Origin of the sequence: Burkholderia sp. MSMB617WGS (assembly GCF_001532025.2) — a bacterium.
GTDB classification, from domain to species: domain Bacteria; phylum Pseudomonadota; class Gammaproteobacteria; order Burkholderiales; family Burkholderiaceae; genus Burkholderia; species Burkholderia savannae.
In genome coordinates this window covers 2,493,787-2,507,466 of record NZ_CP013457.1, presented here as the reverse complement: position 1 = coordinate 2,507,466, position 13,680 = coordinate 2,493,787, and the positions used below count along the sequence as shown (strand labels likewise).

Annotated in this window: 16 protein-coding genes and 1 pseudogene; 13 read left to right on the top strand and 4 right to left on the bottom strand. The window is 58.9% G+C overall.

The features are described 5' to 3' along the window. Positions 1-3 precede the first annotated feature (3 nt). The 9 genes and pseudogenes from WT60_RS35155 (at position 4) to WT60_RS12265 (ending at position 7,192) form a co-directional block, all read left to right on the top strand. Complete coding sequence (locus WT60_RS35155; protein ID WP_226377127.1) at positions 4-417, top strand: hypothetical protein; 414 nt, start codon at positions 4-6, stop codon at positions 415-417. A gap of 11 nt (positions 418-428) precedes the next feature. Continuing rightward, complete coding sequence (locus tag WT60_RS34445; RefSeq protein WP_156432449.1) at positions 429-1,148, top strand: putative type VI secretion system effector; 720 nt, start codon at positions 429-431, stop codon at positions 1,146-1,148. Between the two features lie 84 nt (positions 1,149-1,232). Continuing rightward, positions 1,233-1,973 carry a putative type VI secretion system effector gene (locus WT60_RS12300; RefSeq protein ID WP_236860819.1) on the top strand — a complete coding sequence of 247 codons (741 nt, stop codon included), beginning with the start codon at positions 1,233-1,235 and terminating at the stop codon, positions 1,971-1,973. A 128-nt stretch (positions 1,974-2,101) separates the two neighbouring features. Then, a complete protein-coding gene (locus WT60_RS12295) occupies positions 2,102-2,326 on the top strand; it encodes a hypothetical protein (RefSeq protein ID WP_236860884.1) in 225 nt (74 codons plus the stop codon). Between the two features lie 359 nt (positions 2,327-2,685). After that, the gene (locus tag WT60_RS12290) at positions 2,686-3,411 is read left to right on the top strand and encodes a putative type VI secretion system effector (RefSeq protein ID WP_236860818.1); all 726 of its coding nucleotides are present in this window, start codon (positions 2,686-2,688) and stop codon (positions 3,409-3,411) included. Between the two features lie 366 nt (positions 3,412-3,777). After that, positions 3,778-4,497 (top strand): putative type VI secretion system effector, encoded by a 720-nt coding sequence (locus tag WT60_RS34440; protein WP_186448533.1) that lies wholly within the window; start codon positions 3,778-3,780, stop codon positions 4,495-4,497. A gap of 185 nt (positions 4,498-4,682) precedes the next feature. Continuing rightward, a pseudogene (locus WT60_RS12280) lies at positions 4,683-4,901 on the top strand (transposase); the annotation flags it as partial. A gap of 359 nt (positions 4,902-5,260) precedes the next feature. Next, entirely contained in the window at positions 5,261-5,524 is a 264-nt protein-coding gene (locus WT60_RS12275; protein ID WP_038751355.1) for a hypothetical protein, read from the top strand. 447 nt (positions 5,525-5,971) lie between these two features. Then, the gene (locus WT60_RS12265; protein WP_100185282.1) at positions 5,972-7,192 is read left to right on the top strand and encodes an ISL3 family transposase; all 1,221 of its coding nucleotides are present in this window, start codon (positions 5,972-5,974) and stop codon (positions 7,190-7,192) included. 119 nt (positions 7,193-7,311) lie between these two features. Here WT60_RS12265 and WT60_RS12260 read toward each other — a convergent pair whose 3' ends face one another. Further along, positions 7,312-7,593, bottom strand: a complete 282-nt coding sequence (locus WT60_RS12260) for an H-NS histone family protein (RefSeq protein ID WP_038751354.1) — start codon at positions 7,591-7,593, stop codon at positions 7,312-7,314. A 104-nt stretch (positions 7,594-7,697) separates the two neighbouring features. Here WT60_RS12260 and WT60_RS12250 point away from each other — a divergent pair, with 104 nt between their 5' ends. After that, complete coding sequence (locus tag WT60_RS12250) at positions 7,698-7,964, top strand: hypothetical protein (RefSeq protein ID WP_186448532.1); 267 nt, start codon at positions 7,698-7,700, stop codon at positions 7,962-7,964. Positions 7,965-8,093: 129 nt separating this feature from the next. Here WT60_RS12250 and WT60_RS12245 read toward each other — a convergent pair whose 3' ends face one another. Then, on the bottom strand, positions 8,094-9,038 hold the full coding sequence (locus tag WT60_RS12245) for an amidohydrolase family protein (RefSeq protein WP_059583002.1): 945 nt from the start codon (positions 9,036-9,038) through the stop codon (positions 8,094-8,096). Positions 9,039-9,082: 44 nt separating this feature from the next. Next, the gene (locus tag WT60_RS12240) at positions 9,083-10,348 is read right to left on the bottom strand and encodes an MFS transporter (protein ID WP_038751352.1); all 1,266 of its coding nucleotides are present in this window, start codon (positions 10,346-10,348) and stop codon (positions 9,083-9,085) included. A gap of 420 nt (positions 10,349-10,768) precedes the next feature. Here WT60_RS12240 and WT60_RS12230 point away from each other — a divergent pair, with 420 nt between their 5' ends. Then, positions 10,769-11,662: a LysR family transcriptional regulator gene (locus tag WT60_RS12230; RefSeq protein WP_038751435.1), complete on the top strand. Its 894-nt coding sequence runs from the start codon at positions 10,769-10,771 to the stop codon at positions 11,660-11,662. Between the two features lie 495 nt (positions 11,663-12,157). Here WT60_RS12230 and WT60_RS12225 read toward each other — a convergent pair whose 3' ends face one another. Beyond that, positions 12,158-12,466, bottom strand: a complete 309-nt coding sequence (locus WT60_RS12225) for a hypothetical protein (protein ID WP_226377123.1) — start codon at positions 12,464-12,466, stop codon at positions 12,158-12,160. A gap of 23 nt (positions 12,467-12,489) precedes the next feature. On the opposite strand from WT60_RS12225, the gene WT60_RS12215 reads away from it, so the two are divergent. Then, positions 12,490-13,035 (top strand): spore coat U domain-containing protein, encoded by a 546-nt coding sequence (locus WT60_RS12215; RefSeq protein WP_038751433.1) that lies wholly within the window; start codon positions 12,490-12,492, stop codon positions 13,033-13,035. 53 nt (positions 13,036-13,088) lie between these two features. Beyond that, positions 13,089-13,649 (top strand): spore coat U domain-containing protein, encoded by a 561-nt coding sequence (locus WT60_RS12210; RefSeq protein ID WP_038751350.1) that lies wholly within the window; start codon positions 13,089-13,091, stop codon positions 13,647-13,649. Positions 13,650-13,680 lie beyond the last annotated feature (31 nt).

Genomic DNA, 13,680 nt, shown 5'->3' with positions numbered 1-13,680 from the left:
GCCTTGAACACGGAAATTCTGACTCCCCCCGGGCGGCAGATTCGTATCGTTATTCTTGATCGGATTGGCCAAGGCATCGCTGACGCAACTGCACGCAAGGTGGCAATAGCGGCCGGGGAGAGGGTCGCAACGGTCGCGGCTGAGCGTGTTGGAGCCATGGTGTTGGGTAGAGGGCTGCTGTATATGGCCAGTTGGCAAGTCCAGGTTGCTATTGTTGCGATCCAAGTTGTTATTTGGTATTTTGGGAATGATGATTTGCAGAATTCATTAAATGATTCTGTTTTTGGGGTAGGTAAAAAATATAAAAATAACGATGACTTAAAAAAACAGGATGAGGCATTCGATAAGGCTCTGGTGGCTATTGGATTCAAAGATGATGCTACTTCTGGCGCGGAAGAAGCAAAGTCGCATGGATAAGTGATCGATATATGGATACTAGTCGTGCAGTCGTGTTGCGTGGAGTACTGGAGAATTTTCATAAGGAACGGGCCACCGGAGACTTTCTATTGAGCGACTTGGAGCGCTCAGCTGCTGGGTTGACGGCCGTAGCGTCTGCGTTGGCTGGCTCGGGAGGAGCAGTCGGACTGGCATCTCTGGCGGGCACAAAAGAAGAGGCTGACAAGGTTCAATTCGAAATCGACGGAAAGCAGGTTGCCGGCTGGTTAATGTGGTCTCCATTCCAAAACGGCGATGAGGTAGAGGTGGTGGCTGAGCCATTGAGGGATGGAATGTATCGAGCATTTGCCATACTTCGACCATCTGACCGAACGATTGCGTTATATCCACACTGTTCGCGAGGGCGGTGGGCGTTTTTTAAAAATGCTGTGAAATTATTCATGCTGTTTTTTATATTTATTGTGATAACGCTTGGAAGCCTTTTGTCGGCTGTGTTTTTTGTGAGAGGGTACAGTGATTGGCTGGGTGTCCTTGAGTTGATTGCAATGATATCGGGGGGGCTGTTTGTTGTATATGGAATTATTGCGGTTAATATTGCTAGAAAATTTATGCCATTTGTTAATATGGCAGAGGGGATTTTTGAGGTTTTGGGGTGGAAGGGGGTGAGTCAAATCGATCTCCCGGGAAGAAGTAAAGTCGCGCGGCGAGTGGAGGGGCGGCCTGGGTTGGGAAAGCTATATTTCAAGTATTAGTGAAAGTTTGTGAGTTTGATTGAATTCTATGTGCTCGTTCATGAGGTACAGCCGCGTTGGAGACGGAGGTTGTGTGGAGCTGTCGTGGTGAAGGGCGTGAGAGAACGAAATATGGATATCGATCGAGCTGTAGTGTTAAAGGGAAGGTTGAAGAATTTCAAAAAAAATAGAGTTTCGGTGGATTTTCTGTTAAGTGACATGGATCGATCGGCGGCGGAACTTACCGCGGTGGCGTCGGCGCTGGCCGGTTCGGGTGGAGCAATCGGCTTGGCGTCGTTGGCGGGCACCAAGGAGGAAGCGGACAAGGTTCAATTTGAGTTGGGCGGAAAATTTTTTACGGGCTGGTTGATGTGGTCGCCATTTCAAGACGACGAGGAAGTGGAAGTGGTGGCGGAACCTTTGAAAGATGGAACCTATCGTGCTTTTGCGATTCTTCGACCGTCGGACCACACGATTGCTCTGTATCCGCACTGTTCGCGTGGGAAGAGTGCGCACTTTAAGAACTCTTTCAAGTGGTTTATGCGGGGATTCCTCATTGTGTTCCTCATCTATTTTTTTGTGATGCTGGCAACATTTTGGGGAGAGGGGATCTGGCGAGAGTTTTTTATTGCACTGATCGGTGGCGGGTTGGGGGAATTTTTTGTTTATGGAGTTATCGCCTACAGCATGGCCAGAAGATTTTTGCCATTCGCCGACATGGCTGAGCAAATTTTTCATGTTTTAGGATGGCGAGACGCGGCGAAGATTGATTTGCCGGCTAGAAGCAAGATGGCAAGGAAAAAGGAAGGGAAGCCTGGGTTAGGGGTTCTGTATTTTAGATATTGATAATCGAGAAGCTTGGTTGGCGCGATATGGTGGGGGCGAGAAATTGCTCTGGATGCCACGAGGGGCTATGCACATGGGCTGGATGCAATCGCTTCTTGTGGAACTATGGGCTCGATGCGCATAGACCGGTGAGCGAGCTGCCGCGCGAAGGACAACATAACAAGACGTGCCAGGAGCCGCAGTTCCCGCCAGAGGTCGAGGCCGAATGCCAGGTTGGGCCAAACGATCCGAACGTCTGGTGTATTCCCGCGTCGATCGCCGAATTCGCGGTGACGGTTCTGGGCTTCATGGAGCGCGCACAGGAAAAGGAGGGGCTTGCGCAAATGGCCGAAAGAGTAGCGCAGCGAGCGTAGTCGGAAAGAGAACCTCGCGATCGATGTGCGCGGTAGTGCCCATGGCGGTGGCAATCGTCGCCTGCGAGCGAAAAGTGCGTTGGCAAAATGTTATCTATTCATTCGAGGATGGCGTCGTCGACAGTCAATGGCGTTTCGCGTGTGTTTCCGTTGCGGCGAACAGCGTCAAAGACTAGATGGCACGGCTCATGCTGAGGTTGATCGAAGGTTCGAGCAAGTTTCATCGTTGACATTGGATATCCGGAAATTCTGCTTGTGCGCACGTCGATCGGACATGCCAGATCGACAAGGTTTTGTTTCCTCGAAGGTCGCGCCGACGGTTGGCCTCAAGTTCGAGGAGACGATGAAAAGAGAGGGCAATGTACATGAACTGCGATCGAGCAGTGATTCTGCATGGGACGATAGAGAAATTCAGTAAGCAGAGAACGACGGGGGATTTTCTGTTGGACGATTCCGATCGTTCGGCAGCCGGACTGACTGCAGTGGCTGCGGCGTTGGTTGGTTCTGGCGGTGCCATCGGGCTAGCAGCCCTGGCGGGGACGAAAGAAGAGGCCGACAGAATTCAGTTCGAGCTGGACGGGAAAAAGATATCGGGATGGTTGATGTGGTCCCCTTTCAATAATGGAGACGAAGTAGATGTTGTGGCGGAATTATTGCGAGATGGTACGTATCGAGCATTCGCGATGCTCAAGCCGCGTGATCGGATTATCGCTTTATATCCACATTGTTCGCGTGGCCGGATCGCACATTATATAAATACTCTGAAATGGTTTGTTTGGATTTTTGGGGGCATATTTTTGGCTTCTTGCTGCGTTATGGGTGTGATTTTCTGGGTGAATCATGACAGCGATTGGCGCGCTTTTGTTGGATTAATGGGCGGTGGTGGCATAATTAGTTTCGTGATATATGCCATTATCGCATTTAGTATTTCAAGAAAATTCATGCCGTTTGTCAATATGGCTGAGGGGATTTTTCAGGCTTTAGGATGGCGCGATGCAAAAACGATTGATTTGCCCGCTAGAAGTAGGGGCGCAAGGAAGGCAGAAGGTAAACCTGGCCTGGGGATTTTGTACTTCAAGTACTGAAATGCGGGAAGGACATGGATATGGGCCGACTGGTCGTGTTGCGCGGGACACTGAAAAATTTTCATCAGGAGCGGGTGATCGGAGATTTTTTGCTGAGCGACCTGGAATGGTAGTGAGCGGAGGTCTACTGATTATGGCTAACTGGCAAATCCAAGTTGCCATTATCGAGCTTCAAGTTGTTATTTTGTATTTTTGAATGGTGATCTTCGGGGTGCAATAAAAACTCTGTTTTGATCGTAAAAATATAAAAATAACGGCGACTTAAAAGGTGTGAGACTTTCGATAAGGGGCTGGTGGCTGTTGGGTTTAAAGATGAGGTCAATTCTGGTGAGGAAGAGGAAAAATCTCATGGATGACTGATGATATATGGATACGAATCGTGCAGTGGTATTGCGTGGAGTATTGGAAAATTTACGAAAGGAGCGAGCGGCCGGAGATTTTCTGTTGAGTGATTTGGACCGCTCAGCCGCTGGGTTGACGGCCGTGGCGTCAGCGTTGGCCGGTTCGAGCGGCGCGGTCGGTTTGGCTTCTCTGGCGGGGACGAAAGAAGAGGCCGACAAGGTTCAATTCGAAATCGATGGAAAGCAAGTTGCAGGTTGGTTAATATGGTTTCCGTTTCAGGATGGTGACGAGGTAGAGGCTGTGGCGGAACCATTGAGGGATGGGACGTACCGGACATTTGCCGTACTTCGACCATCGGATCGGACGATTACGTTATATCCGCATTGTTCTCGAGGACGATGGGCTTTTTTTAAAAATTCTGCGAAGCTCTTTGCGTTATTTTTTATTCTTATGGTGTGTTCGATGGGGGCGCTCATGTCGCTCATGTTTTTTAGTAAAGGATACGATGATTTGCGGGGTGTTGCCGAGTTGATTTCGATGGCGTCGGCGGGGGCGTTTGTTATATATGGGGTAATCGCAGTGAATATTGCGAGAAAATTCATGCCATTTGTTAATATGACGGAAGGGATATTTGAGGTGTTGGGTTGGGAGGGAGTGGGGCGAATTGATCTTCCGAAAAGAAGTAAAGCCGCTAGGCGAGCGGGAGGAAGGCCAGGGCTGGGGAAACTATATTTCAAATATTGATGCGAATTCGTGCATTTGGTCGAAATTGCAGCGGCTCACTCGCGGGGTGGTGGTGATCTGAAAATTGCTTGAGTGCTCAAAAAATCCTCTGGCAGTGCCGGTTGAGGATACGAGTATAGAGGCGCTCAAAGTAAAAGGCGAAAGGTCGAAAATATGGATGTCGACCAATCTTGCCGCCGCGGCATGTCAAGAGCTTCAACGGGCGGTTCCGCGATGAATGCCTGAGCGAGCACTGGTTCGTCTCAATGCGCCACGCCAAGGGGCTGATTGATGAATGGCGTACCGAGTACAACGCCGAGCGGCCTCATAGTTCGCTTGGCTATCTGACGCCTGCGCAGTTCGCCCAGGCGTACGATGAGAAGCAGCAGTTTTTAACCTCTGACTCTAACTACAGTCCGGACTAAAACCGAGGGCAGGCCGGTTTCGCATCTCGGGGCGACATCGTCGCACGTGCGTCGCGCGGCGGATGCCCGACGCGAATTCAACGCGCGTTCATTGCTTCGGATGGCGGACGATCGACGAGGGTCGGATGCGCAGTCCGGCATCGCCGCCTATCGCGCGGCCAGCAACCCGAAAGCGCGGGCGAAGCGCTTCGCACACGGGCCATTGTTTGCATTAGCGAAACGGACTGTTAAGCGTGACGGGAATGATCTATCGCGCGGAGCCGGGCATACTTTCGCGTGTCCCGTTGTTCTCAGTGTGCTCGAAGAGCGCGCCGTCAAAATTGAAACTCCGCGTTCTCAAATCGTCGTCCCTATCGATCGTGGTCAGCGCGCTGCTGCTGGCCGCATGTTCAAGCGCGTCCGACATCAGCGCAACCGAGAAGCCGAACGTCTACACCGTCGATTCGAGCTCGCGCGGCATTCTGCTGTCGTGGGCGGGTGCGCACGAGCGGGCCGTCAACGAAGCGACGAGCTACTGCGCGCAGCGCGGGATGCAAGCGAGCGTGAAGCGCGAATCCGTCGATCATGGAAGCGGGCCGCAAGGGCACGCGCAACTCGCGTTCGAGTGTCATCCGGCATTCTGAGCGACGGACGCGACCGACGGATGCAGTCGCGCATCGCGGGCGGCACGACGGCAAGCGCGCTCGCTGCTCGCTGCTTGTTGCTCGGTTTCGTGCCGCAGCATGCCGCATGGCTGCGGCGCGGCAAGTGATACATGTTCCGTCGCATGTCGCGGCGCGTCTTCACCATGAAGCATGCTCGGCCAAGCACGATTTGCGGTCGGCGTTGCCCGGTCATTCGGGCATCGGCTTCGACGGCCGTGATTCTCGCGGTCGCACGACGGCGAGATCGTCTTTCTGCCTTCTTCGCACGCGGTTTCCGACCGCAACCGGCGAACGCGTCGGCGGCGTATCGTGTTTCGCGCGGCTGGCGCCCGGCCCCAATGAAAAGGTTCATCGCAGGAAACCGTGGAGGGTTTTCGAGCGATTGCATAATCTGACACCTGATTTTGAGGATATCGGAGGAAGCAATTGCTCGATCGAAAGGCACTTCAGGCACTGGGCTGCTGGACAGGTTATCGGCTGGAACGTGTGGAATGGCCACAAGGAGAAGAGCGCACGCTATCGCTGTATCTGAAGCCGGTCAGCAAGGTCATGTACTGCGAGCAATGCGGTGCACGCTGCCAGCAGATCCACGAGACGACGGTTCGTCGAGTGCGCGATTTGCCGCTGTTCGAATACCGGGTGGTGCTGCACGTTCCCCGTCGCCGGGTCTGGTGCGAACACTGCGGCGGCCCGCGACTGGAGAAGCTGGCGTGGCTGGGCCGCTACCAGCGAGTGACGGAGCGGTTCGCCAAAGCCTGCGAGAAGCTGCTGCAGGCCGCCAGCGTGCAGGCGGTAGCGGCCTTTTACGATTTGGGTTGGCACACGGTCAAATCGATCGACAAGATGCGCTTGCGAGCGCGTGTGGCCGAGCCGGACTGGTCGGCGATCCGCTATCTGGCGATGGACGAGTTCGCGCTTCATAAGGGCCATCGCTACGCCACGGTGGTGGTTGATCCGATCGGCCGGCAGGTGCTCTGGGTCGGGCCCGGACGTTCACGCGAAACGGCGCGAGCCTTCTTCGAACAACTGCCTGAAGGCGTGGCCGAGCGCATCGAAGCGGTCGCCATCGACATGACCACGGCCTATGAACTGGAGATCAAGGAACAGTGCCCGCAGGCGGAAATCGTCTTCGACCTGTACCACGTCGTGGCCAAGTACGGGCGCGAGGTGATCGATCGGGTACGAGTGGATCAGGCCAATCAACTCCGGCATGACAAGCCGGCGCGGAAGGTGCTGAAGTCCAGCCGCTGGCTGCTGCTGCGCAACCGTCATAACCTGAAACCCGAACAGGCCGTGCACTTGAAGGAGCTGCTGGCCGCCAATCAGTCGCTGTTATGCGTCTATGTGCTGCGCGACGAACTCAAACGGCTCTGGTTCTACCGCAAGCCGGCCTGGGCGGAAAAGGCCTGGGAGCAATGGATCGAACAGGCTCAGCAAAGCGGGATCGCCGCCTTGCAAAAGTTCGCCGAGCGCTTGCAGAGTTACTGGCACGGAATCGTGGCCCGCTGCCGCCATCCGCTCAATACCAGCATCGTTGAAGGCATCAACAATACGATCAAGGTCATCAAGCGTCGTGCTTACGGGTACCGTGACGAGGAGTACTTCTTCCTCAAGATCCGCGCCGCGTTCCCCGGAATTCCGCGATGAACCAATGAAAAAGCCCACACGGCTCGAACGAACGAGCGGTGTGGGCTTTTCGCGGCGGGAGAACGGCGGCGCTAGCGACGCGAGCAAACGTTGTCGAGCGCGGCCGCATTAAGCCGCGGTTACACGACGAATGCGGCGCGATCCTTCCCGGCGATCCACGAAGGCGGGCGGCCGCGGCCCGTCCACGTCGCGCCGGTCTTCGGGTCGCGATACTTCGGCTTGGGTTTGCCGCGGTGGCGCAACGCGCCGGCACGGCCGAACACTTCCTGCGTCGTGAGCTCGAATTCCTCGACGATTCGCTTCACTTCGGACAGCGCCGCGCTTCGTGCTTGCGTGCGCGCCGCATCCAGTTTGATCATCAGGGCTTCTCGTTCTACCAGAAGGTCGAGGTAAGTTTCCATCAAAAAAATGCTCCCTTGCCTGTCGGGATTCGATCGCGTCCCGTATCGGCCGGCAAATGTATGGGTGTGTTGGACGAATGACGACTAGCCGATTGCCCATCGGAATGAAGCGCGGCCCGATGCGGCGATCTGCGGTTGAAACGAAAAAAATGCGAACGGGTTTCGACGTCGATCGCGATGCCTTCCACGGTCAGGCGTTGGCGTTCCGCAAGCAGGCGATGCGTTTCCCGGCCTGCGTGCGGAGTGAAAAATCGATATCCGCAGGCGATGTCCGGTGTCCGTGCGAAAGCGCGTCGGCTCGACATTCGTTCGCGCGCGAAGCGCATCGGACAAGGGGCCGGATGATCGTCATTGGGATGGCGAAATTCTAATGGCCGGCATCAACGCGAACCAGCGGATGGAGCCGAGATATTCATAAATTTTCGACATACATCGGCGGCGCGAGCAGCGCGGCGAAACGATGTGCGGATGCGGTGTGCGGATGCGTCGAATGCAATCGTTTAGCTGTCGAAACGATACAGCGTGCGCGCCGAGTCGCAGAGAACGATGCGCCTGAGCGACGGATCGGGAACCCAGTCGTCGAGCGCCGAGCGCGTTGCGCGGAAATCGGTTCGGTCGCGATGCTGCGTGTGCGGCCAGTCGCTGCCCCACACGAGGCGATTCGGCGCAAACGCGCCGAGCAGCTCGCGCGCCGCGCGCGTGCCGAACGCGGCGCCGTCGCCCGATTCGATGTTGCGATACGCGGCGGACAGCTTGACCCAGACTTGCCCCGTTCCGGCGATCGACAGCAGGAAGCGGAAGCCGGGATCGCGCGTGCCGAGATGCGGCGCCGGGCGCCCGAAATGGTCGACGACGACGCGGCACGACTGTTCGAGCAACGCGGGAATGATCGCGGGAAGATCCGCCGCGCGCCGATGTACTTCGACATGCCAATCGAGCGCGTTCGCCCGCGCGAGCAGCGCGCGCCACCGCGGCGCGGCGAAATCCGGAATCGGCAGGCCGACGAGATTCAGGCGGATGCCGACCACGTCGGTCGCCTCGAGCCGCGCGAATTCCTCCTCGGCCATGCACGGGTTCACGACCGCGACGCCGCGAAAGCGCTGCGGATAGCGTGCCAGCACGTCGACGAAGAAGTGATTGTCGGTGCCGAGAAAGCTCGGCTGAACGAGAACCGCGTGCGTGACGCCGGATGCGTTCAGATGCGCGACATACGATTCGAGCGTTGCGTCGTATTCCGGCGAGTGCCGCGCGCTCGGAATGCGCGGCAGGCTTCGCAGGAACACGTGCGCGTGCGAATCGACGGCTTCGATCGGCGCGATGCCGTCGCCGTACCACGCATCGACGAGCGGATCGCGCGCGTCGTGCGTGTCGCGCATGTGTCGTGCGCGCGTGGCGCAGGTGCGGCCCGTCGTTTCGACTGCCGGATCGTTGCTTGCCTGATCCATGAAAAACCCACGAAATGACGGGCGCCCGGCATGCCGGCCGGCTCCTACAGCGCCGCTTCGCGGATGCGCGGGTCGGGCTGCGGCGACTGGAAATCGCGCGCGCGCGTTTCGGGCAGGAACCAGGCGGCGATGAACACGAGCCCGTAAGCGATGCCCGCGTCGATGCCGAGCGCGAGGCCGAGCGGCATCGACGTCCCCATGTGCCCGACGAGCACGGGGAAGATCGCCGATGCGACGCGGCCGAAGTTGTAGCAGAAGCCGACGCCGCGACCGCGCACGTTCCGCGGATAGAGCTCGTTGAAGAGCGCGCCGAGCGTGGCCGGGATGCCGGCAGCGAAGAAGCCGAGCGGAAAGCCGAGCAGCAGCATCGCGAGGTTGTCGAGCGGCAGCAGCACGTACAGATTGACCGTCACGACGCAGCAGGCGGAGAACAGCATCAGGTTCTTGCGGCGGCCGATGCGGTCCTGCAAGTACGCGCTCGTCATGCACCCGACGATGAACGCGACGATGATCACGGCGAGATACGCTCCCGTGCCGAGCACCGACAGATGGCGCTCGGTCTTCAGATAGGTCGGCAGCCAGGTCGTGATCGCGTGATAGCCGCCGTGCGCGCCGACGCCGATCAGGCCGCCGACGATCGTCATCCTGAGCACGGACGGATCGAAGATGCTCGTTGCCGGTTGCGCGGGCGCCGCGTCGGCGGCCGACGCGATCGTGTCGGCGCGCGGCGGCTCGGGAATGGCGCGCCGGATGTACAGCACGAGCAGGGCGGGCAGCACGCCGATCGCGAACAGCACGCGCCACGCCCATTCGGGCGGCAGCCACGAAAAGATCAGCGTATAGAGCAGCACCGCGCCGCCCCAGCCGAAGCCCCAGGCGCTCTGCACGATCCCCATTGCCTTGCCGCGGTGCCGCGCACGCATCGTCTCGCTCAGGAGCACGGCACCCGCCGTCCATTCGCCGCCGAAGCCGAGCCCTTGCAGCGCCTTCAGCACCAGCAGTTGCTCGAAGTTCTGCGCGAACGCGCTGAGGAACGTGAACAGCGAGAACCAGCACACGGTGATCTGCAGCGCGCGCACGCGGCCGAAGCGATCGGCGATCGCGCCGGCGAGCAATCCGCCGATCGCACCCGCGGCGAGCGTCGCGCCGCCGATGAGGCCCGCCTGCCCCTTGCCGATGCCCCAGGACGTCAGCAATGCGGGGATGACGAGGCTGAACATCTGCGTGTCGACGCCGTCGAGCGCCCAGCCGGAAAAACATCCTTTGAATGTACGTCTTTCAACGGGCGATATTTCTTTGTACCAGCTCACTCATGCTCTCCGGAATGATGTCGCCATAAGCGATTGGAAAAAGCCCGCATCATATCGTCATATTTTATCGAGAGGTAAACGATATATGCATCACGAAGTCGAGCATTATTGATAAAAGAAAATTATGATTGCGTATTTCGCCGTGACGTCGATCGCGTGAGGCGAAATGTTGCGCGAACGTTTGCGTGGCGTCGGCGTCTGTGGATTCAGGATCGTTTTGGTACGATTGATTCGGATATTTGAAATTGTTCGTCGAATAATTCTGTTTGGTTGAATGATGATGAGATTGAAAATGCGCCGGCCGAATTCGTCTATTGAAGGCGGGCGCGGAATGAAATCGTGTATTCGCAATACGTGTCCATCGTCTCGGCGATGCGGCGGCGCGGCCGTCGGAACGCAATCTCGTGGCGCTGCGTGATTATGGAATCCAAGCATCTTCGATACTTCCTTGCGATTGCGGACACGGGCAGCCTGACTCACGCGGCGATCCGCTTGGGCGTCGCGCAGCCCGCGCTCAGTCACGCGCTGACGAAAATGGAGCGCGAGCTCGGCGTGAAGCTGTTCGAGCGTTCGCGGCGCGGCGCGGCGCTGACGACGGCGGGCGAAGCGATCGTCGACGACATTCGCCTGAGCCTCGCGCGGATGGACGCCGCCGCGCGGCGCGCGAGCGAGATCGGCGCGCAGCGGGCGGGGCGGCTGAGCGTGGGCTTCGTGTCCGCCGCGCTGTTCGATACGCTGCCTTCCGCGGTGTGCGCGTTGCGCGCGGCCACGCCGCGCGTCGATCTCGTGATGCGCGAGATGAGCAATGCGGAGCAGGTCGTCGCGCTCGAGCGCGGCGAGATCGACATCGGCATTCTGCACACGCCCGTCGCGATCGGCGGTCCCGTCAACGAGAAGCTGATCCGGCGCGATCCGCTGATCGCGGTGATTCCGAAGTCGTTTCCGCGCCAGCCGGACGGCACGATCACGCTGCGGGAGCTGTCGCGCGCCGGGCTCATCTGGTTCCCGCACGAGCAACTGCCGTCGATACGCGCGGCGATCCTCAGCGCGTTCCGGCTCGCCGGCCATCCGATCGAGATCGTCCAGGACGTGAACCGCACGCTGACCGTGATCGCGTGCGTCGCGGCGGGCTGCGGCGTGTCGCTGCTGCCGTCGTCGATCCGCACGCTGACGTTCGAGGGCGTCGAGTTCAGTCCGGTCTCGGATGGGCAGGCGCTGCCCGAATTTCCGTTGACGGCCATCTGGCCGAAGCGATCGCGCCGAACGCTCGCCGACCGGTTCGCCGAACTGCTGCCTCAGTTCCAGCCGAACTGAGCGGGCGGGCGAAATGGCCGGCCGCGGCGCGCGCGCGGCCTGTCTTCGACGGCGCGACGCGACGCGTCGCGCCCGCGCCGCTGATCGTCCGGATGTCGGAATATTCGAATTGCTCAATATACGAATTTCGGAAATTAATTCGTGATTCGAATTGATGTGCGAAATTTCGGCATGCGAAAGTCAAGATTTAATATTTCGGTTTCCATATCGATTGGGCGGGCGAAAATTTTGGTCTCGCCAAAATAGATGGTCTTTCGCGCGCACGGTATCTTTTGGTGATGCGAACCCGAATCGGCGGAATTCGATCTTTCCCGTCGCATAAATCCAATTTCTCTTGTTTCGTTTCCGATCGTTCGATGACGCTTGCGTGCCGCGCCTAACGCGGCGCCGGTCGAGCCGATCGCGTTTCAAATGCGAGATTTGGCGCGCCAGAATGAATCTTTAAATATTGTCAAATTTACCTAAACTCGGATTATTCCGATAGTAACAATTACTCTAACCATTCATCATCCATTCAATTATATTTTCGATGGAATCGGGGCGCGGTTCCGAAATAACCGCAATCGAGTAGACCAATCGGATCGGCTTCAACCAATTAAAACCGAGCCGGCCGAATTCCAATCCGATCTTGCCTGCCGCGGCGGCGGCGCGCGATGCGCCGCCGTTGGTCCGCGCTCGTCCGAACGCATGGCGGCGCGAGCCGAGTGCCGGGCGGCGGCGCATGTATCGCGCGCAAGGCGACGGGGCCGCCGCGCGCGGCCGGCGCGCGGCGATTGGGCCATCGAAAAACAACGACGAAATCAACGGGCGATCGTGTGGAGAGCGAAATGCGCAAGCGTGTGGTGCAGACGATGGGCGGGGCGGCATTCATGCTGGCTTTCGCGACCGTCTCGGCCGGGCAACTGACCGGCGCGATGCAGGTGAATTTGCAGGTCAGTCGCGGATGCGAGGTCGCGGGCGTTGCCGGAAGCGCGGATTTGGGCCGGCTGGATTTCGGCGCGCACGGACCGCTCTGGTCCGACTACCTGACGGCCGACGGCCGCGCGACGTCGAACGGCGCGGTGCGCGTCGTGTGCAGTCCGGACGTCGACGGCTTTCTGGTCTCGATCGACAGCGGCCGCAACGGGGACCAGTCGGCCCGCTATCTGGTGACGCGCGGCGCGCACGGGCGCGTCGTCGGCCGGATTCCGTACCACGTGTACCGCGACGCGGCGCGCAGCGTGCCATACGTGCCGCTCATGCCGCAGTCGTTTCTCGTCGACGGGCGGCAGGACGACGTGACGCTGCCGCTCTTCGGCGTCGTCAACGGCATGACGCGCGCGATGCCGTCCGGGGCCTACGAGGATTTGCTCGGGATCACGCTCGACTGGTGATCCGGAGCGGGTAAGCAGCAACAGTTCTTTTTCACCACACAGAAGGAAACAAGATGAAGGCTCACTGGAAAGTCTGGGCGGCCGTCGCCTGCGTGTCGGTTTGCGCAGGCGTGCAGGCGCAAACCAGCCCGCTCACGGGGACGGTCAACTCGCAGCTCGTGCTGACGACGGGCTGCGCGGTCGATACGGGCGGCGGTTCTGTCGGCGCGACGAACTTCGGCACGCTCGACTTCGGCACGCAGCCGAGCGGCTTCACGGGCCAGCTCTCGAGCGCGGCGAAGGGCGGCGGCTCGACGTCGACGCAAGTCACGTGCTCGCCGGACGTCACGTCGATCCAGGTGACGATCGACGGCGGCCAGAACGCGTCGAAGGGCGCGGCCGTCGGCACGGGCACGCGCGCGCTCGCGAACGGCGCGAGCTTCGTGCCGTACGAAGTCTATGCGGACGCGGGCCACTCGCAGCACTACGTCGCGGGCACGCCGCAATCGGTGTCGGTGCCGACGCCGGGCGCCGCATTCGAGCTGCCGCTTTACGGTGTCGTCAACAAGACGAGCTCGTCGGCGCTCGCCGCGGGCACGTACGTCGATGTGCTGAACGTCACGCTCGGCTGGTGAGCGAGCGCATCGACTCCGTTCAGTCCGGCCT